The organism is Burkholderia sp. ABCPW 11, from assembly GCF_001523445.1.
Classification (GTDB): domain Bacteria; phylum Pseudomonadota; class Gammaproteobacteria; order Burkholderiales; family Burkholderiaceae; genus Burkholderia.
The window spans coordinates 67,849-87,728 of record NZ_LOVM01000075.1 but is presented as its reverse complement, the minus strand read 5'-3'; the positions used below and the strand labels follow the sequence as shown (position 1 = coordinate 87,728).

15 protein-coding genes are annotated in these 19,880 nt (G+C 66.1%); 7 read left to right on the top strand and 8 right to left on the bottom strand.

What is annotated here, in order from left to right; translation table 11 throughout:
• Positions 1-16: 16 nt before the first annotated feature.
• Together WS61_RS25910 and purN are read right to left on the bottom strand one after the other, a co-directional pair.
• Positions 17-1,282: an RsmB/NOP family class I SAM-dependent RNA methyltransferase gene (locus tag WS61_RS25910; RefSeq protein ID WP_059504725.1), complete on the bottom strand. Its 1,266-nt coding sequence runs from the start codon at positions 1,280-1,282 to the stop codon at positions 17-19.
• Complete coding sequence (gene purN, locus WS61_RS25905) at positions 1,279-1,941, bottom strand: phosphoribosylglycinamide formyltransferase (RefSeq protein ID WP_059504723.1); 663 nt, start codon at positions 1,939-1,941, stop codon at positions 1,279-1,281. The genes WS61_RS25910 and purN overlap by 4 nt, the downstream gene beginning before the upstream one ends.
• Before the next feature lie 122 nt (positions 1,942-2,063).
• Between purN and WS61_RS25900 the strand changes: the two genes are divergently transcribed.
• The 5 genes from WS61_RS25900 (at position 2,064) to dut (ending at position 8,280) form a co-directional block, all read left to right on the top strand.
• The gene (locus WS61_RS25900) at positions 2,064-3,056 is read left to right on the top strand and encodes a bifunctional riboflavin kinase/FAD synthetase (RefSeq protein ID WP_059504721.1); all 993 of its coding nucleotides are present in this window, start codon (positions 2,064-2,066) and stop codon (positions 3,054-3,056) included.
• A gap of 102 nt (positions 3,057-3,158) precedes the next feature.
• Positions 3,159-5,996: an isoleucine--tRNA ligase gene (gene ileS, locus WS61_RS25895; RefSeq protein WP_059504719.1), complete on the top strand. Its 2,838-nt coding sequence runs from the start codon at positions 3,159-3,161 to the stop codon at positions 5,994-5,996.
• Positions 5,997-5,999: 3 nt separating this feature from the next.
• A complete protein-coding gene (gene lspA / locus WS61_RS25890) occupies positions 6,000-6,500 on the top strand; it encodes a signal peptidase II (RefSeq protein ID WP_034208186.1) in 501 nt (166 codons plus the stop codon).
• Positions 6,501-6,567: 67 nt separating this feature from the next.
• On the top strand, positions 6,568-7,779 hold the full coding sequence (gene coaBC / locus WS61_RS25885; RefSeq protein ID WP_027808191.1) for a bifunctional phosphopantothenoylcysteine decarboxylase/phosphopantothenate--cysteine ligase CoaBC: 1,212 nt from the start codon (positions 6,568-6,570) through the stop codon (positions 7,777-7,779).
• 54 nt (positions 7,780-7,833) lie between these two features.
• Complete coding sequence (gene dut, locus WS61_RS25880; RefSeq protein ID WP_059504717.1) at positions 7,834-8,280, top strand: dUTP diphosphatase; 447 nt, start codon at positions 7,834-7,836, stop codon at positions 8,278-8,280.
• A gap of 212 nt (positions 8,281-8,492) precedes the next feature.
• Here dut and WS61_RS25875 read toward each other — a convergent pair whose 3' ends face one another.
• From WS61_RS25875 to clpS, 3 genes are all read right to left on the bottom strand, one after another.
• Positions 8,493-9,872, bottom strand: coding sequence for an amino acid permease (locus tag WS61_RS25875; protein WP_059504878.1), 1,380 nt, complete (start codon positions 9,870-9,872; stop codon positions 8,493-8,495).
• Positions 9,873-9,978: 106 nt separating this feature from the next.
• Positions 9,979-12,279: an ATP-dependent Clp protease ATP-binding subunit ClpA gene (gene clpA, locus WS61_RS25870; RefSeq protein ID WP_059504715.1), complete on the bottom strand. Its 2,301-nt coding sequence runs from the start codon at positions 12,277-12,279 to the stop codon at positions 9,979-9,981.
• On the bottom strand, positions 12,276-12,590 hold the full coding sequence (gene clpS / locus WS61_RS25865; protein WP_006398529.1) for an ATP-dependent Clp protease adapter ClpS: 315 nt from the start codon (positions 12,588-12,590) through the stop codon (positions 12,276-12,278). Before clpS ends, clpA begins: the two co-directional genes overlap by 4 nt.
• Positions 12,591-13,135: 545 nt before the next feature.
• On the opposite strand from clpS, the gene WS61_RS25860 reads away from it, so the two are divergent.
• Positions 13,136-13,339, top strand: a complete 204-nt coding sequence (locus tag WS61_RS25860; protein WP_034208192.1) for a cold-shock protein — start codon at positions 13,136-13,138, stop codon at positions 13,337-13,339.
• A gap of 180 nt (positions 13,340-13,519) precedes the next feature.
• Here the strand turns inward: WS61_RS25860 and WS61_RS25855 are convergent, their stop codons facing one another.
• Positions 13,520-15,136, bottom strand: coding sequence for a multicopper oxidase family protein (locus WS61_RS25855; protein WP_059504876.1), 1,617 nt, complete (start codon positions 15,134-15,136; stop codon positions 13,520-13,522).
• A gap of 613 nt (positions 15,137-15,749) precedes the next feature.
• On the opposite strand from WS61_RS25855, the gene WS61_RS25850 reads away from it, so the two are divergent.
• Entirely contained in the window at positions 15,750-15,974 is a 225-nt protein-coding gene (locus tag WS61_RS25850) for a hypothetical protein (RefSeq protein ID WP_034208193.1), read from the top strand.
• A gap of 123 nt (positions 15,975-16,097) precedes the next feature.
• On the opposite strand, the gene WS61_RS25845 is transcribed toward WS61_RS25850, so the two are convergent.
• Positions 16,098-18,326: an NADP-dependent isocitrate dehydrogenase gene (locus WS61_RS25845; protein ID WP_059504713.1), complete on the bottom strand. Its 2,229-nt coding sequence runs from the start codon at positions 18,324-18,326 to the stop codon at positions 16,098-16,100.
• Between the two features lie 283 nt (positions 18,327-18,609).
• Positions 18,610-19,866 carry an NADP-dependent isocitrate dehydrogenase gene (gene icd / locus WS61_RS25840; protein ID WP_059504712.1) on the bottom strand — a complete coding sequence of 419 codons (1,257 nt, stop codon included), beginning with the start codon at positions 19,864-19,866 and terminating at the stop codon, positions 18,610-18,612.
• Positions 19,867-19,880: the final 14 nt, after the last annotated feature.

Below are 19,880 nucleotides of genomic sequence, written 5' to 3'. Positions count from 1 at the left end.
GTCCGTCCGGGCGTCGTTACTGCGCGGCGCGGCGTTCGAGCACCGCGGCGAAGAAGCCGTCAGTCGCGTGACGATGCGGCCACAGCGACAGGTAATCGCCCGTCTCGAGCGCGATGCGCTGGTCGGCCAGCACCTGCTGCGCCGGCACCAGCACGAAGTCGGGATGATCGGCCAGGAACTGTTCGACGATGCGCTCGTTCTCGGCGTCGAGCACGCTGCAGGTCGCGTAGACGAGCCGGCCGCCCTTCTTCACGAGCCGCGCGGCGCTCGCGAGGATCGACGCCTGCTTGGGCGTCAGCTCGTCGATCGCGGTGCGCGTCTGGCGCCACTTCAGGTCCGGATTGCGGCGCAACGTGCCGAGGCCGCTGCACGGCGCGTCGACCAGCACGCGGTCGATCTTGCCCGCGAGCCGCTTGATCTTCGCGTCGTGCTCGCTGTCGATCAGCACCGGGTTCACGTTCGACAGCCCGCTGCGCGCAAGGCGCGGCTTCAGCTTCGCGAGGCGCTTTTCCGAGATGTCGAACGCATACAGGCGCCCGGTCGAGCGCATCATCGCGCCGAGCGCGAGCGTCTTGCCGCCCGCGCCCGCGCAGAAATCGACGACCATCTCGCCGCGCCGCGGCGCGACCAGCGAGCACAGCAGCTGGCTGCCTTCGTCCTGCACCTCGATCGCCCCTTCCTCGAACAGCTTCAGGCGCGTCAGCGCCGGCTTGCCGACCACGCGCACCCCGAACGGCGCGAACGGCGTCGCGCCCGCGTCGATGCCGCTCACGCGCAGCGCTTCGATCACCTGGTCGCGGCTCGCCTTCTGCGCGTTGGCACGCAGGTCGAGCGGCGCCGGGTAGTTCAGCGCGGCGGCGAGTTGCGCGAGCTCGTCGGCGTCGAAACGGGCCGACAGCGCCTGGTGAATCCAGTCGGGCAGATTCGTGCGAATGCGCACGGGCAGGCTCGCCGGATCGATCTTCGACACGTGCTCGAGCCATGCGGACTCGGTGTCGGACAGGAACGGCTTCAGCGCATTGCGACCGACCGTCTGCATCAGGCCGAGCAGCGTGAGGCGTCGCGCGGGCGTGCCCGTGCCGCTTTCGGCCAGATGCGAAAACTCCATCTTCCGGCGCAGCACCGCGAACACGGCCTCGGCGATCACACCGCGCTCGGCATGCCCGAGCTTCGGGTGCGCGCGGAAGAACCGGCTCGTCGTCGCGTCGGCGGGGCCGGCGAACTTCAGCACCTCGGCCAGCAAAGTCTCGGTCTGGCCGATCAGGAATCCGTGCAGCTTCATACGCCCTCACTCGTTTCGGTATGCGGTTCATCCGCGAAAATCCAGCGCGCCTCGTCGGGCGCCACCACTGCACGGCCGTTCTCGAGGCGCAACCGGCCGTCGACGAACCAGCGCACCGCGCGCGGATACAGCACGTGCTCGACCGCCAGCACGCGCCGCGCGAGTGCCGCTGCGTCGTCGCCGGTGCGCACGGGCACCGCGCCCTGCGCGACGATCGCGCCGCTGTCGAGCTCGGGAATGACGAAATGCACGCTCGCGCCATGCAGCGCGACGCCGGCATCCAGCGCCTGCTGGTGCGTGTGGATGCCCTTGAAGCTCGGCAGCAGCGACGGATGGATATTCAGCAGCCGGCCCTCGTAACGTCTGACGAAAGCGGGCGTGAGGATGCGCATGAAGCCGGCGAGAACGACGAGATCGGGCGAGAAACGATCGATCTCCGCGGCGAGCGCCGCGTCGAAGCTGTCGCGGCCGTCGAACGACCGGTGGTCGACCACCGCCGTCGCCACCCCGTGCGACGCGGCAAAAGCCAGGCCGGCCGCGTCGGGCCGGTTGGCGATCACGGCGGCGACCTCGGCCGGCCAGCGTTCCTGCGCGCACGCGCGGACGATGGCCTCCATGTTGCTGCCGCGACCGGAAATCAGGATCACGAGTTTTTTCATCCGCGAATTTTACCATTCGCCCTCGCGTTTCCCGCCTTCTCGGCCGCCGGCCCGCCCGAACGTTTATAATCTTCTGCTTTGCGGCATCCCACCGCCCATTCCCCGACGCTGCATCCGCTATCGTGAAAGTCTTCCGCGGCCTGCCCAACGCCGAGAGCCGCGCCCCGTGCGCGCTGACGATCGGCAACTTCGACGGTGTCCATCGCGGCCACCAGGCCTTGCTCGCGCGCGTGCGCGCGGCAGCGGACGCGCGCGGCCTGCCCGTGTGCGTGATGACGTTCGAGCCGCACCCGCGCGAATTCTTCAACCCGGCCGGCGCGCCGCCGCGCATCGCGATGCTGCGCGACAAGCTCGAGGCGCTGCGCGACCACGGGGTCGACCGCGTCGTCGTCGAGCACTTCAATCACACCTTCGCGAGCCAGTCGCCGCAGGCGTTCGTCGAGCGCACGCTGGTGAACGGGCTGCACACGCGCTGGATGATGGTCGGCGACGATTTCTGCTACGGCGCGAAACGCGCGGGCACCTTCGACACGCTGAAGGCAGCCGGCGAGCAGTACGGCTTCGAAGTCGAGCAGATGGGCACGGTCGCCGGCAGCGACGGCACGCGCATTTCCAGCTCCGGTGTGCGCGCGGCGCTCACCGCCGGCGATCTCGACGCGGCCGCGCAGGCGCTCGGCCACGGCTACTTGATCAGCGGCCACGTCGCGCACGGGCTGAAGCTCGGCCGCGATCTCGGCTTTCCGACGCTGAACCTGCCGATCGCGCACAAGCGGCCGGCGCTCAAGGGCATCTTCGTCGTGCAGGTGCACGGCCTCGGCCCCACCCCGCTGCCGGGCGTCGCGAGCCTCGGGCTGCGCCCGACGGTCGACGATTCCGGCCGCACGCTGCTCGAAGTCCATCTGCTCGACTGGCACGGCGACGCATACGGCAAACTGATCCGCGTCGAATTTCTGAAGAAGCTGCGCGACGAGGCGAAGTTCGACGATCTCGAGGCGCTGTCGCGGGCGATCGCGCTCGACGTCGCGAATGCGCGCGCGTACTTCGCCGAGCGCGACCGTGCGCCGGGCAGCCGCGCGACCGGCTTCGCGACGTCGGCCACCGACCGAATTAGCTGATCCGGCCGGCGGCGCACCGCGCCGCACCCTCGCGCCGCCGACGCGCGCGCATCCCCGATTCACGACGCACGAGCGTCCCCCGATTTAGATAGCGATCCCATCATGAGCAACAAGAAAGCCGATTCGAAACCGCAGGCCAAGTATCCGGTCAACCTGCTCGACACGCCGTTCCCGATGCGCGGCGACCTGCCCAAGCGCGAGCCGCAGTGGGTCAAGGAGTGGGAAGAGCGTGGCATCTACGACAAGATCCGCGCGGCCAGCAAGGGCCGGCCGAAGTTCATCCTGCACGACGGCCCGCCGTATGCGAACGGCGACATCCACCTCGGCCACGCGGTCAACAAGATCCTGAAGGACATCGTCGTCAAGTCGCGCAACATGGCCGGCTTCGACGCACCGTACGTGCCGGGCTGGGATTGCCACGGGATGCCGATCGAGATCCAGATCGAGAAGCAGTTCGGCAAGTCGCTGCCGGCGGCCGAAGTGATGAGCAAGGCGCGCGCGTACGCAACCGAGCAGATCGAGAAGCAGAAGGTCGGCTTCAAGCGCCTGGGCGTGCTCGGCGACTGGGCCAACCCGTACAAGACGATGAACTTCGTGAACGAGGCGGAAGAAATTCGCGCGCTCGGCAAGATCATCGAGAAGGGCTACGTGTACCGCGGGCTGAAGCCGGTCAACTGGTGCTTCGACTGCGGCTCGGCGCTCGCGGAAGCGGAAGTCGAGTACAAGGACCGCACCGATCCGACGATCGACGTGATGTTCGCGTTCGCGGAACCCGAAAAGACCGCGCAGGCGTTCGGCCTGGCGGCGCTGCCGCGCGCCGAGGGCGGCATCGTGATCTGGACGACCACGCCGTGGACGATTCCCGCCAACCAGGCGCTGAACCTCCATCCGGAAATCGTCTACGCGCTGGTCGACACCGAGCGCGGGCTGCTGATCATCGCGGAAGAGCGCGTCGAAGCCTGCATGACCGACTTCAAGCTGACCGGCCGCGTCGTCGCGACCGCGCCCGGCGTGAAGCTCGCGAACCTGCGCTTCCACCACCCGCTCGCGTCGGCCCACCCCGGCTACAAGCGCACCGCGCCCGTCTACCTCGGCGACTACGTGACGACCGACACCGGTACCGGCGTCGTGCACTCGTCGCCCGCGTACGGTATCGAGGACTTCATGTCGTGCAAGGCGCACGGAATGACCGATTCCGACTTCATCAACCCGGTGATGGGCGACGGCCGCTATATCGAATCGCTGCCGCTGTTCGGCGGCCTGTCGATCTGGGATGCGAACCCGAAGATCGTCGACGCGTTGAACGCGGCGGGCTCCCTGCTGCGCAGCGAGAAGTACACGCACAGCTACATGCACTGCTGGCGCCACAAGACGCCGATCATCTACCGCGCGACGTCGCAGTGGTTCGCCGGCATGGACGTGAAGCCGCACGACGGCGGCAAGACGCTGCGCGAAACCGCGCTCGAAGGCGTCGACGCGACCGCGTTCTACCCGTCCTGGGGCAAGCAGCGTCTGTTCAGCATGATCGCGAACCGTCCGGACTGGACGCTGTCGCGCCAGCGCCAGTGGGGCGTGCCGATGGCGTTCTTCGTGCACAAGGAAACCGGCGAGCTGCACCCGCGCACGCTCGAGCTGCTCGAGGAAGTCGCGAAGCGCGTCGAGCAATCGGGCATCGAGGCGTGGCAGTCGCTCGACCCGCGCGAGCTGATCGGCGACGATGCGAACCTGTACGAAAAAAACCGCGACACGCTCGACGTGTGGTTCGACTCGGGCACGACGCACTGGCACGTGCTGCGCGGCTCGCACAAGGATCAGCTGCAGTTCCCGGCCGACCTGTACCTCGAAGGCTCGGACCAGCATCGCGGCTGGTTCCATTCGTCGCTGCTCACGGCATCGATGCTCGACGGCCGCGCGCCGTACAAGGGCCTGCTCACGCACGGCTTCACCGTCGACGGCGAAGGCCGCAAGATGAGCAAGTCGCTCGGCAACGGCATCGACCCGCACGAAGTCGCGAACCGCCTCGGCGCGGAAATCATCCGCCTGTGGATCGCGTCGACCGACTACTCGGGCGAGCTCGCGATTTCCGAGGAAATCCTGAAGCGCGTGACCGAAGGCTATCGCCGCATCCGCAACACGCTGCGCTTCCTGCTCGCGAACCTGTCGGATTTCGACTTCGCGCAGCACGCGGTGCCGGTCGACGAATGGCTCGAGATCGACCGCTATGCGGTCGCGTTCTCGCAGCAATTGCAGACGGAACTGCTCGGCCACTACGAGAAGTACGAATTCCACCCGGTCGTCGCGAAGCTACAGACGTACTGCTCGGAAGACCTCGGCGGCTTCTACCTCGACGTGCTGAAGGATCGCCTGTACACGAGCGCCGCCGATTCGCGCGCACGCCGCTCCGCGCAGACCGCGCTGTACCACCTGACGCACGGCCTCTTGCGCGTGCTCGCGCCGTTCCTGTCGTTCACGGCAGAAGAAGCGTGGAAGGTATTCCAGCCGGCCAGCGACACGATCTTCACGGAAACCTACTATGCGTATCCGGAAGTCGCCGGCTCGGCCGCGCTGATCGAGAAGTGGGCGCTGCTGCGCGACGTGCGCGGCAACGTGACCAAGGCGCTCGAGGAAGCGCGCACCGCGAACCGCATCGGTTCGTCGCTGCAGGCCGAAGTGGCCGTGCACGCGAGCGGCGCGCGCTACGACGCGCTCACGAGCCTCGGCGACGACCTGAAGTTCGTGCTGATCACGTCGGCCGCGACGGTCGTCAAGGTCGACGACGAAGCACAGGAAAGCGTCGACGTGGCCGCGTCGAAGTACCAGAAGTGCGAGCGCTGCTGGCACTACCGCGAAGACGTCGGCGCGCACGCCGAGCATCCGACGCTGTGCGGCCGCTGCTTCTCGAACCTGTTTGAAAACGGCGAAATCCGGAGCGCTGCTTAAACCATGGCGAAGACCCTGTCGAAACCGGCCAGCGGCGCGCTCGCGCCCTGGCTCGGTATTTCGCTGATCGTGATCCTGTTCGATCAACTGTCGAAGATCGCGATCCTGAAAACGTTCGCGTACGGCGCGCAGCATGCGCTGACGTCGTTCTTCAACCTCGTGCTGGTATACAACCGCGGCGCCGCGTTCGGCTTCCTGTCGACCGCGAGCGGCTGGCAGCGCTGGGCGTTCACCGCACTCGGCGTCGGTGCGACGCTCGTGATCTGCTTCCTGCTGCGCCGTCACGGCCAGCAGCGGCTGTTCAGCCTGTCGCTCGCGCTGATCCTCGGCGGCGCGCTCGGTAATGTGATCGACCGGCTCGTCTACGGCCACGTGATCGACTTCCTCGATTTCCATCTCGGCGCGTGGCACTTCCCGGCGTTCAACCTCGCCGATTCCGCGATCACGGTCGGTGCGGTGCTGCTGATCTACGACGAGCTACGGCGCGTGCGCGGCTCGCGCTGAGCGCGCATACTCCGTGTCGACGGCCGGCTTCGCGCCGGCCGTTCCGTTTGACCCCAGGAGGCCTGAGTTGGCACACGCAGAACTCGCAGGAAAACACCTCGTTCTCGGCCTGACGGGCGGCATCGCCTGCTACAAGATCGCCGAGCTCACGCGCCTGCTCGTGAAGGCCGGCGCGACCGTGCAGGTCGCGATGACCGACGCGGCCACCCAGTTCATCACGCCCGTCACGATGCAGGCGCTGTCGGGCCGGCCCGTCTATACGAGCCAGTGGGATGCGCGCATCGACAACAACATGGCGCACATCGACCTGTCGCGCGAAGCCGACGCGATCGTGATCGCGCCCGCGTCGACGGATTTCCTCGCCAAGCTCGCGCATGGGTTCGCCGACGATCTGCTGTCGACGCTGTGCATCGCGCGCGACTGTCCGCTGCTCGTCGTCCCCGCGATGAACCGCCAGATGTGGCAGAACCCGGCCACGCAACGCAATGCCGCGCAACTGCGCGCCGACGGCGTGTCGGTGCTCGGCCCGGATTCGGGCGCGCAGGCGTGCGGCGAAGTCGGCGACGGCCGCATGCTCGAACCCGAGGCGATCTATGAAGCGATCGTCGCGCACTTCGCGCCGAAGGTGCTCGCGCACCGTCGCGTGCTGATCACGGCCGGGCCGACGTTCGAACCGCTCGACCCCGTGCGCGGCCTGACGAACCGCTCCAGCGGCAAGATGGGGTTCGCGCTCGCCCGGGCCGCGCAGCAGGCCGGCGCCGACGTGCATCTCGTCGCCGGGCCGGTCGCGCTCGACACGCCGTGGGGCGTCTACCGTCAGGACGTGCAGACCGCGCAGCAGATGTACGACGCGGTGATGCATGCGGTCGCCGACGCCGACATCTTCATCGCGGTGGCCGCGGTCGCCGACTGGCGCGTCGATCAGCCGGCCGAGCACAAGATGAAGAAGACGGCCGACCGCAAGATGCCGGCGCTCGCGTTCGTCGAGAACCCCGACATCCTCGCGTCGGTCGCGGCGCTGCCCGATGCGCCGTTCTGCGTCGGTTTCGCGGCCGAAAGCGGCGACCTCGACGTGCACGGCGACGAGAAGCGCAAGCGCAAGAACGTGCCGCTGCTCGTCGGCAACCTCGGCCCGCTGACGTTCGGCCGCGACGACAACGAAGTCGTGCTGTTCGAGGCCGCCGGCCTCACGCGCCTGCCGCGCGCGCCCAAGGACGAACTCGCGCATGCGCTCGTCGCGGAAATCGCGAAGCGCCTGCCCGACAACCGCCTGATCTGATCCCCGCGAGGCGGCCCTTGCCGCCGCGCCCTTCCCGACCGATTCGACGACCGCATGAAACTCGACCTGAAGATTCTCGACGCGCGCATGCGCGACTACCTGCCCGCCTACGCGACCACCGGCAGCGCCGGCCTCGACCTGCGCGCCTGCCTCGACGCACCGGTCACGCTGCAGCCGGGCGAAACCACGCTCGTGCCGACCGGCCTCGCGATCCACCTCGCCGATCCCGGCTATGCGGCGCTGATCCTGCCGCGCTCGGGCCTTGGCCACAAGCACGGAATCGTGCTCGGCAACCTCGTCGGCCTGATCGACTCCGACTACCAGGGCCAGTTGATGGTCTCGACGTGGAACCGCGGCCAGACCGAGTTCGTGCTGAACCCGTTCGAACGGCTCGCGCAACTCGTGATCGTGCCGGTCGTGCAGGCGCAGTTCAACATCGTCGACGAATTCCCCGCGAGCGACCGCGGCGCCGGCGGCTTCGGCAGCACCGGTCGCCACTGAGCCACGCAGCACGAAAAGATGGGGCCTCGCGGCCCCTTTTCCTTTTCATGCGCCGTCACTTGCCGGTCAGTTGCGCGCTTCGCGCGAGCGCCGGCTCACGCCGCCGCGCCTGCGCGATGCTGGCATAGACGACCATCGCGACCAGCACGCCGAGCAGCACAACGGAACCTTAGTAAGTGTGAAGAATGGCATCGGCCGCCGCGGCGGCGCGGTCAACGCGCGTGTTGGTGCCGGTAATGCAGTGTGTAGGCGAGCGTCAGCAGCACGACGAATACGACGCCGACCGCCATCGTCATCCGGAATTCGCGCGTGAAAGCGGTCGTCAGCAGGATCGCGGCCACGAGCCCGGCGCCGAGCAGGCTGCCGAACGGGTGCCCCCACATCCGGAACGCGAGCGCGGGGCCGCGATACCGCGAACGGAACCGCAGATGCGTCACGAAGATCATCAGCCATGTGAACAGCGCGCCGAACATCGCGATCGCCATCATCACCGTGAACGCGGTGTCGGGCGCGAGCGCGACCAGCACGGCCGCCACCGCGACGCCGCTCGTCGAGATCCACAGCGCCGCGCGCGGCACGCCGTTCGCGCCGAGCCGGCCGAACACCGCGGGCGCGAGGCGCGCGCGCGACAGGCTGAACATCATCCGCGTCGTCACGTAGAGCTGGCTGTTCATCGCCGATAGCGCCGCGATCAACAGCACGAAGTTGATCACGCCCGCCGCGTACGGCACGCGCGTCGCGGCCATCACCTTCACGAACGGGCTTTCGTCGGTGCCGGCCTGCGTCCACGGCACGATCGCGAGCATCAGCGCGAGTGTCAGCAGGTAGAACAGCACGAGCCGCAACACGGTCGAGCGGAATGCGCGCGTGACCGCGTGCTGCGGATCGCGCGCCTCGCCGGCCGCGATCGCGACGGCTTCGATGCTCATGTAGCTGAAGATCGCGACGATCACCGCGACCCACGTCCCCCACCGCCCCTTCGGCATAAAGCCGCCGTGCGCGGTGTAGTTCGCGAAACCGATGCCCGCTGCGGCCGGCGCCGACCAGACGAGATAGCCGCCGAGCACGATGAACACGACGATCGCCGCGATCTTCAGCAGCGAAAACGCGTATTCGACCGTCCCGTACAACGTCACGCTCGCGAGGTTCACCGCGATCAGCAGCGCGGAGAAGCCGATCACCCAATACCAGCCGGGCACGGCCGGGAACCAGTACTTCATGAACACCGCGATCGCGCTGATCTCGGTGCCGATCGCGAACACGACCGCGAACCAGTACGCATAACGCACGAGAAAACCCGCGAGCGGGCCGACGTAATGCTCGGCGTACGCGCCGAACGAGCCGGCCGTCGGATGCGCGACGGTCATTTCCGCGAGCGCGCCCATCAGCAGCAGCGCGATCAGCGCGCCGATCGCATAGGAAACCAGCACGCTCGGGCCGGCGAGCCCGATCGCGAACCCGCTGCCGAGGAACAGCCCCGTGCCGATCGCGCCGCCGATCGCGATCATCGCCATCTGCCCCGACGTCAGCGCATGGCGCAACCCTTGTTCGCGCGCGACGATATCGTCGAACGACCGTTGTTGTTGTGTCACTGCGTCACCACTCCCCTGCACCACCACCATCGCGCCGCCGGCGCCTGATAAAACGAAACGGCGCGGAGAACTTCCCGCGCCGTTCGCATGAACAACGAATTATCGCTTACTCGACTTCGACCGTCTCTTCGTTCGGCTTGTGCGGCGGATTCGCCAGCTTGTCGAACGACAACTGCACCTTGTCGGCCTCGTCGACGTCGACCGTCACGTGGCCGCCGTTCAGCAGCTTGCCGAACAGCAGTTCGTCGGCCAGCGCGCGCCGGATCGTGTCCTGGATGAGCCGCTGCATCGGCCGCGCGCCCATCAGCGGGTCGAAACCGTGCTTCGCGAGATGCTTGCGCAACGCGTCGGTGAAGAGCGCGTCGACCTTCTTCTCGTGCAGCTGCTCCTCGAGCTGGATCAGGAACTTGTCGACCACGCGCATGATGATTTCCTCATCGAGCGAACGGAAGCTGATGATCGCATCGAGGCGGTTGCGGAACTCCGGCGTGAACAGCCGCTTGATGTCGGTCATCTCGTCGCCGGTTTCGCGGCGCGTCGTGAAGCCGATCGTCGCCTTCTGCATCGATTCGGCGCCCGCGTTCGTCGTCATGATGATGATGACGTTGCGGAAATCCGCCTTGCGGCCGTTGTTGTCCGTCAGCGTGCCGTGGTCCATCACCTGCAGCAGCACGTTGAAGATGTCCGGATGCGCCTTCTCGATTTCGTCGAGCAGCAGCACGCAATGCGGCTTCTTCGTGACTGCTTCGGTCAAGAGGCCGCCCTGGTCGAACCCGACATAGCCCGGCGGCGCGCCGATCAGACGGCTGACCGCATGACGCTCCATGTATTCCGACATGTCGAAGCGGATCAGCTCGATGCCGAGCGTGAACGCGAGCTGACGCGCCACTTCGGTCTTGCCGACGCCCGTCGGGCCGGAGAACAGGAACGCGCCGATCGGCTTGTCCATCTTGCCGAGGCCCGCGCGCGCCATCTTGATCGAGGCCGCAAGCGCGTCGATCGCCGGATCCTGGCCGAACACGACGCTCTTCAGGTCGCGATCGAGCGTCTGCAGCTTGCTGCGGTCGTCCTGCGACACGCTTTGCGCCGGCACGCGTGCGATCTTAGAGATGATTTCCTCGATCTCGCTCTTGCCGATCGTCTTCTTCTGCTTCGACTTCGGCAGGATGCGCTGTGCGGCGCCCGCTTCGTCGATCACGTCGATCGCCTTGTCCGGCAGGTGACGGTCGGTGATGAAGCGCGCCGACAGTTCAGCCGCGGCCGACAGCGCGCCCGACGAATACTTGACGCCGTGGTGCTCCTCGAAGCGCGACTTCAGCCCGCGCAGGATCGCGACCGTCTGCTCGACGCTCGGCTCCGTCACGTCGACCTTCTGGAAGCGCCGCGACAGCGCCGCGTCCTTCTCGAAGATGCCGCGATATTCGGTGAACGTGGTCGCGCCGATGCACTTGAGCGTGCCCGACGACAGCGCGGGCTTCAGCAGGTTCGACGCATCGAGCGTGCCGCCCGATGCAGCGCCCGCGCCGATCAGCGTGTGGATTTCGTCGATGAACAGGATCGCGTGCGGACGCTCCTTCAGTTCCTTGAGCACCGTCTTCAGACGCTGCTCGAAGTCGCCGCGATACTTGGTGCCCGCGAGCAGCGCGCCCATGTCGAGCGAGTACACCTGCGCGTTCGCGAGGATGTCCGGCACTTCGCCGCGCGTGATCCGGTACGCGAGGCCTTCCGCGATCGCGGTCTTGCCGACGCCGGCTTCGCCGACGAGCAGCGGGTTGTTCTTGCGGCGGCGGCACAGCACCTGCACGACGCGCTCGACCTCGGGCTCGCGGCCGATCAGCGGATCGATGCGGCCGTCCTTCGCCATCTGGTTCAGGTTCTGCGTGAACTGCGCGAGCGGCGTTTCCTTCTGCGCGTTCGCGTCTTCGCTTTCCGCGTTCGCGTCGGACGACTTCGCGGCTTCGCCGCTGTTCGTCTTCGCGATGCCGTGCGAAATGAAGTTCACCACGTCGAGGCGCGTGACGCCCTGCTGCTGCAGGTAGTACACGGCGTGTGAATCCTTCTCGCCGAAGATCGCGACCAGCACGTTCGCGCCGGTCACTTCCTTCTTGCCGTTCGACGTCGACTGGACGTGCATGATCGCGCGCTGGATCACGCGCTGGAAACCGAGCGTCGGCTGGGTATCGACATCGTCGGTGCCCGGGACGGTAGGTGTGTTGTCGTGGATGAAATTGCGCAGGTTCTGACGCAGGTCCTCGATGTTTGCCGCGCACGCGCGCAACACCTCGGCCGCCGTCGGATTATCCAGCAGGGCCAGCAGCAGATGCTCGACCGTAATGAACTCATGGCGCGCCTGGCGTGCTTCCATGAACGCCATGTGCAGGCTGACTTCCAATTCCTGGGCAATCATGCTTCCTCCATCACGCACTGCAGCGGATGCCCTGCCTGCCGCGCATGGGTAACGACTTGCTCAACCTTGGTCGACGCGATGTCCCGCGTATAGACCCCACAAACCCCTCGCCCTTCGCGATGGACCTTCAGCATGATCTGCGTGGCCGTCTCGCGATCCTTCTTGAAATACTCCTGGACCACCATCACGACGAACTCCATCGGCGTGAAGTCGTCGTTCAGCAGCACCACCTTGTACATCGAAGGCGGCTTGAGCTTCTGCTGCTTGCGTTCCAGGACGGTACTGTCCTGCTTGTCCGGGATAATCGCCATACACCCATTCTAAACAACTCGGACAGGCCCGCAATCCTGCCATTACCCGACCGACCGGCCGGCGCCCTCCCCGGTATCCCGGAACACGCGATCGCCCTCGCGCCATACGAAAGCCGGCTGCGGTGCCGGCTTTCACGCGTGGCGCGGAACACGAACCGTCAGGGGGAATCGCACCGGAACGTCGTGTCCGCATCCAGTATCCCACAAGCCGGGACGACTCGAACGCGTGTCACTCGAGCCTGGTATATGAGCCGATTATGCGGCTTTTCAAGCCCTCGCGCTTGGCCGCATGCTGCAAAGCAAAGCCGGAAAAACCCTGAAAATGGGTTCTTTACAACGACCCTCTAAACGTCGAAAAATTCCACTTGACACTCCAATAAAGAGCGCCAACAATCAAGCTGGCACTTTTTTCAATTCGCCGATTGGCGAAACGAAAGAGGCCGAGGTGAGCTTGTGAGGGGGGAACGGCTGTATTTTCAGTCGTTTAGCTTTTCGAGCGTGCTCGTGGTAAGTAGCAGCGACTGTGTGACAGGGGAAGTAGGAAAATGGCAACTGGTATCGTTAAGTGGTTCAACGACGCGAAGGGCTTCGGCTTCATCACTCCCGACGAGGGCGGTGAGGATCTGTTTGCGCACTTCTCGGCTATCAGCATGAATGGTTTCAAGACGCTGAAGGAAGGCCAGAAGGTGAGCTTTGACGTCGTTCAAGGGCCGAAGGGCAAGCAAGCGTCGAACATCCAGGCCGCATAAAGGCATCGGATATCGGACGAAGAAACCCGGCGCACAGCGCCGGGTTTCTTTTTTGAGGCCGGCCAATCGATAATCGATTGGCCGGCCTTTTCGTTCAATCCCGATAATTGAACGCACATTGTCTCGTCACGCATGCGGATCGCGTATCGAATCCGCACGTGGAACACATTCGCGGTTTCGTTACACGACCTTCAGCGTACCCATCATGCCGAGATCCTCGTGTTCGAGAATGTGGCAGTGAAACATGCGCTCTCCGGGCATGTCTTGCGTGACGAGAATCGACACGGTTTCACCGCTGCGCACGTTCACGGTATCGCGCCACGCGCGGAACGGTTCGCTCGTGCGCGAACCGGCCGACGCCCGCTCGATGACCTGGAACTGCGTGCCGTGCAGATGGAACGGGTGATCCATGTCCGTCGTATTGCGGATCTCCCAGCGCTCGACGTCGCCGCGACGGCTCGTCAGCGTCGCGCGGTGCGGCGCGTAGGTGTCGCCGTTGATCGTGAAGCGCATGCCGGCCGGGCGGCCGTGCGTCGCGCCGTTCATCATCGCGTCCATGTCCATTTCCTCGCCGAACGCGACCGTCTTGTGCGCCACCGGTTCGCCCAGCGGCCGCACCGCGCGCAGCGTGGCAGGCAGCGCACGGGCCTCGGCGGGCGCAAACGCGACATCGGCCAGCGCCAGCGCCGGATCGGGCGGCAGGCTGCCGTGGCCGTCGTCGTGCGACATCGCCATCTTGCGGCGGTCGTACTCGGCCGCCTGCAGCACCGCGCGCGACGCGCGCTCGCCGGCGCGCACCAACAACTCCGCGCGCTCGCCCGGCGCAATCAGCAGCGACGTCGCGCGCCGCGGCGCGTCGAACAACCCGCCATCGGTGCCCACGTGCTCGAACGCGCGGCCGTCGTCGAATGCGATACGCAAGTAGCGGGCGCTGCACGCGTTCCAGGCACGCCAGCGTTCGTCGCCCGCGACGTCGATGCGCGGCCGACGCGCGCCGTTGACCAGCACGAACTGGCCTTCACGGCCGTTCATCCAGTCCATCATGTCGTTCGGCGCAATCGTGCCGTCGCGTGCAAGCTTCAGGTCCGACACGAACAGGTGGCGCTCGGGCCAGCCGGCAAGCGGATCGTCGGCGGCGCGCACGACGAACGGGCCGGCCAGCCCGCGGAACACCTGCTCGGCGGTCATCATGTGCGGATGCGGGTGGTACCAGTAGGTGCCGGCGCTGCCCTTCGGCAGCGTGAAGCGATACACGCGCGACGCGCCGGGCGCGACGGGATCGGACGGGTTGCCGTCCTGGTCGGGCGGCACGGGCAGGCCGTGCCAATGGATCGTCGATGGCTGCGGCAGCTTGTTCACGAACCGGATCTCGACCGTATCGCCCTCCCGCACGTCGATCAGCGGGCCGACGACGGGGCCTTGCGTGCCCGCGCCGAACTGCCAGAAGGTGGTCGGCCGCGCACCGTGCAGCATCGAACGCGCGACGGGCTGCGCCACCAGCGTGGCGCGGAACGTGCCGGGCTCGCGACTTTCGTTGGCCAGCGTGCGCAACGTCGCCAGCGGCGCGCCGGCCGGCAGCGCGTCGGCGGCCGCGAGCGCGACCGGCGCGGGCTTACCGTGCTGCGCGTGCGCTGACGTCCCTGACATACCCGACGTGCCCGGCATGCCGGGCATGTCGGTCATCGAATCCATGCCGGCCATGCCCGCGTGACCGGCATGCTGCGCCCACGCAATACGTGCGCATAGCGACGCGGCCGCGACGCCAACGGCGTGCGACAGGAAGGTTCTCCGTCTCATCAATCGATCCTCGTTATTCATGCGGCGCCGCGCGGCAGCCGCGGCGGTCGCGTCATCATAACCGCAGGCCTTCATCGAAAAACGCCGTCGCCGGGCGGGCGGCGATACGCCGCAGCAGAGCGTCGCGACCAGGCCGGACACAAGCGCCACGCTTGGCATCGCCGAGCTGCGCTTCGGCAACCGTCGCTGCCCTCCACCCGTGCCTTGCACCCGCCGTGCAAACGAGCTTGGCGCATTCTGCCTCGACCCTGCGCTTGCTCCCGCTGCATCGACGATCCGCAAACCGGCCAATTTTTCACGATGCGGAACAAGTCACTGCGTTATAAAAATTCGTGGTGCAGGGCACAAATTTCCCGTTTCGCGATGCCGAAAAACGTTCCGCAATACAAAACAACAGAAATAATTATTTGTTTTTAAAAGAGAAATTTTGTTTGGAGAAGCCGTTCTACCTGCACCATCCGAGCAGGTCCCGGACGTAGACTTTGTTCCATGCACTGACGCTTCGCCACGACGTTCGATACGAAACGCGGCGCAAGCAGCCAGTCGGGCCACAGCCGGCCGAGCCGGCAGGCGGCACACCAGAATCGCTCGTGATCAGAAAGGGAGAACGGAAATGAAGGGATTTCGCTTTGGTTCAGCGCTCGGGTCGTTCTACATCCTGCCGGCAAACGGCGGCTGGGAAGCGACGTTCGGCAACGCCCTGCTCGGCGCATTCTCGTGCCCGGAAGCAGCGGCCGACCACATCTCCCGCGGCGACTGCGCGCAACCGTCCGAACTGGACACGGCCACGCTCGAAGTGCCGGACGAAATCGCGGAATGGGAAATCGTTCACGTCTGAATGGCAAGCCTGCAACGACAAACGCCCCGGGCGACCGGGGCGTTTTTCTTGAGTGCCGGGCGGCGAACGGTTCAACCCGCCGCGCCCGCACATGCATCGGCTCGCGCGATTGCGCGGCCGGCGTCAGGCAACCGCGTCGACGATGCCGTTCAGCGTCGCGCTCGGGCGCATGGCCTGGCTCGTCAGCTCGACGTTCGGACGGTAGTAGCCGCCGATCGCCTGCGGCTTGCCTTGCGCGGCCGCCAGCTCTTCCAGGATGCGCGCTTCGCTGTCGGACAGCGCCTTCGCCACGCCTTCGAACTGCGCCTTCAGCGCGGCGTCGTCGGTCTGCTCGGCCAGCGCCTGCGCCCAGTACAGGCACAGGTAGAAATGGCTGCCGCGGTTGTCGAGGCCGCCGACCTTGCGCGCCGGCGACTTGTTCTCGTCGAGGAACTTGCCGGTCGCCTGGTCGAGCGTCTTCGCGAGGACGAGCGCCTTCGGGTTCCGGTAAGCGTTGCCGAGATGTTCGAGCGACGCGGCCAGCGCGAGGAATTCGCCGAGCGAATCCCAGCGCAGGAAGCCTTCCTCGACGAACTGCTGCACATGCTTCGGTGCGGAGCCGCCCGCCCCCGTTTCGAACATTCCGCCGCCGGCCATCAGCGGCACGATCGACAGCATCTTCGCGCTGGTGCCGAGTTCCATGATCGGGAACAGGTCGGTCAGGTAGTCGCGCAGCACGTTGCCGGTGACCGAAATCGTGTCCTTGCCCGCGCGAATGCGCTCGAGCGAGAAACGCGTCGCTTCGACCGGCGTCATGATGCGGATGTCGAGGCCGTTCGTGTCGTGATCCTTCAGGTAGCGTTCGACCTTCGCGATGATCTGCGCATCGTGCGCGCGCGCCGGATCGAGCCAGAACACGGCCGGCGCGCCGGTCGCGCGGGCGCGGTTGACGGCCAGCTTGACCCAGTCCTGCACCGGCGCGTCCTTCGTCTGGCACATGCGCCAGATGTCGCCCGACTCGACTGCGTGCTCGAGCAGCACGTTGCCGGCTTCGTCGATGACGCGCACGACGCCGTCCGCCGGGATCTGGAACGTCTTGTCGTGCGAACCGTATTCTTCGGCCGCCTGCGCCATCAGGCCGACGTTCGGCACGCTGCCCATCGTGACCGGATCGAACGCGCCGTGCTGCTTGCAGTCCTCGATCACGGCCTGGTAGACGCCCGCGTAGCAGCGGTCCGGAATCACGGCCTTCGCGTCGTACAGTTGACCGTCCGGGCCCCACATGCCGCCCGAATCGCGGATCATCGCCGGCATCGATGCGTCGACGATCACGTCGCTCGGCACGTGCAGGTTCGTGATGCCCTTGTCCGAGTTGACCATCGCGAGACGCGGGCGCACCGCGTATTCGGCCTTGACGTCGGCCTCGATCGCTTCGCGCGTGTCGGCCGGCAGATCCTTCAGGCGCGCGTACAGATCGCCGATCCCGTTGTTCGGGTTGAAACCGACCTTCGCCAGCACGTCCGCGTGCTTCGCGAGCGCGTCGCGGTAGAACACCGACACGAAGTGACCGAACAGGATCGGGTCCGAGACCTTCATCATGGTCGCCTTCAGGTGCACCGAGAACAGCACGTCCTGCGCCTTCGCATCGGCGATCTGCGCTTCGATGAAGCTGCGCAGCGCCTTGCGGCTCATCACCGAAGCGTCGATCACTTCACCCGCCTTCACGGCCGTCTTTTCCTTCAGCACCTTCTTCACGCCGTCGGCCGTCGTGAGTTCGATCTTCACGCTGCCGGCATCGGCGATCAGCGCCGACTTCTCGCTGCCGTAGAAGTCGCCCTCGGTCATGTGCGCGACGTGGGCCTTCGACGTCGGCTTCCACGCGCCCATCTTGTGCGGATGCTTGCGTGCGTAGTTCTTGACCGACAGCGGCGCACGGCGGTCGGAGTTGCCTTCGCGCAGCACCGGGTTCACCGCGCTGCCCTTGATCTTGTCGTAGCGCGCCTTGACGGCCTTCTCTTCGTCCGTCGACGGATCTTCCGGATAGGCCGGCAGCGCGTAGCCCTGCGCCTGCAGTTCGGCGATCGCGGCCTTCAGTTGCGGCACCGATGCGCTGATGTTCGGCAGCTTGATGATGTTCGCTTCCGGCTTCAGCGTGAGCTGGCCCAGCTCGGCCAGATCGTCGGAACCCTTCTGCTCCGACGGCAGGACGTCTGCGAATGCCGCGATGATGCGGCCGGCGAGCGAGATGTCGCGCGTTTCGACGGCGACGCCGGACGAACGCGTGAAGGCCTTGACGATCGGCAGCAGCGAATAGGTCGCGAGCGCCGGCGCTTCGTCGGTGAGGGTGTAGATGATCTTGGGCGAAGTGGACATGGTGGTCAAAGCATTGCTACGTGATGATGGGACTGAGGAGCGCCGGCGGTAACCGGCGGGGAGCGACCGGGTCGATCGCGAAAGGGGCGCGCCGGTTCAGCCGGGCGGTGGTGTTGCGAGGGCCGTCATGGTCTACCTTGCAGGGCTTGCGGGCCGCATCGCGGCGCCGCGGCCCGCATGCCGGGCCGCCCTGCCAACAAAACCTGCCATCCACGAAACGCTCCGGCGCCGGCAGTCAGCGCCGGGGCGGCCGGCAACCTGCCGGCCCACCCCGGAAGGGGTCTTACATGTTCTCGATCAGCACTTCGCCGAAACCGGAGCACGATACCTGCGTCGCACCTTCCATCAGGCGCGCGAAGTCGTACGTGACGCGCTTCTGCAGGATCGACTTCTCCATCGCGGAGATGATGGTATCGGCTGCTTCCGTCCAGCCGAGGTGGCGCAGCATCATTTCCGCCGACAGGATCTCGGAACCCGGGTTCACGTAATCCTTGCCTGCGTACTTCGGCGCCGTGCCGTGCGTCGCCTCGAACATCGCGACCGAATCCGACAGGTTCGCGCCCGGCGCGATCCCGATGCCGCCGACCTGCGCGGCCAGCGCGTCGGAGATGTAGTCGCCGTTCAGGTTCAGCGTCGCGATCACGTCGTATTCGGCCGGGCGCAGCAGGATCTGCTGCAGGAACGCATCGGCGATCGAATCCTTGATCACGATCTCGTTGCCCGTCTTCGGGTTCTTCACGCGCATCCACGGGCCGCCGTCGATCAGCTCGCCGCCGAATTCCTTTTGCGCGAGCGCGTAGCCGGCATCACGGAACAGGCCTTCCGTGAACTTCATGATGTTGCCCTTGTGCACCAGCGTGACCGACTTGCGATCGTTGTCGATCGCGTACTGGATCGCCTTGCGCACGAGGCGCTCGGTGCCTTCGGTCGACACGGGCTTGACGCCGATCCCCGAGGTTTCCGGGAAACGGATCTTCTTCACGCCCATCTCGTCCTGCAGGAACTTGATCACTTTCTTCGCCTGCTCGGAGCCCGCCGCCCATTCGATGCCCGCGTAGATGTCCTCCGAGTTCTCGCGGAAGATCACCATGTCGATCTTCTGCGGCTCGCGCACCGGCGACGGCACGCCCTTGAAGTACTGGACCGGACGCAGGCACACGTACAGGTCGAGCTCCTGGCGCAGCGCGACGTTCAGCGAACGGATGCCGCCGCCGACCGGGGTCGTGAGCGGCCCCTTGATCGACACCACGTATTCCTTCAGCACCTGCAGCGTTTCGTCCGGCAGCCACACGTCCGGACCGTACACCTTGGTCGCCTTCTCGCCCGCGAAGATCTCCATCCAGTGGATCTTGCGCTTGCCCTTGTAGGCATGCGCGACCGCCGCGTCGACGACCTTGATCATGACCGGCGTGATATCGAAGCCCGTACCGTCGCCTTCGATATAGGGAATGATCGGCTGATCGGAAACGTTGAGCGAGAAGTCCTTGTTGACGGTGATCTTGTCACCGCCCTCCGGAACCTTGATGTGCTGATACGGCATGATCGACTCCAGTG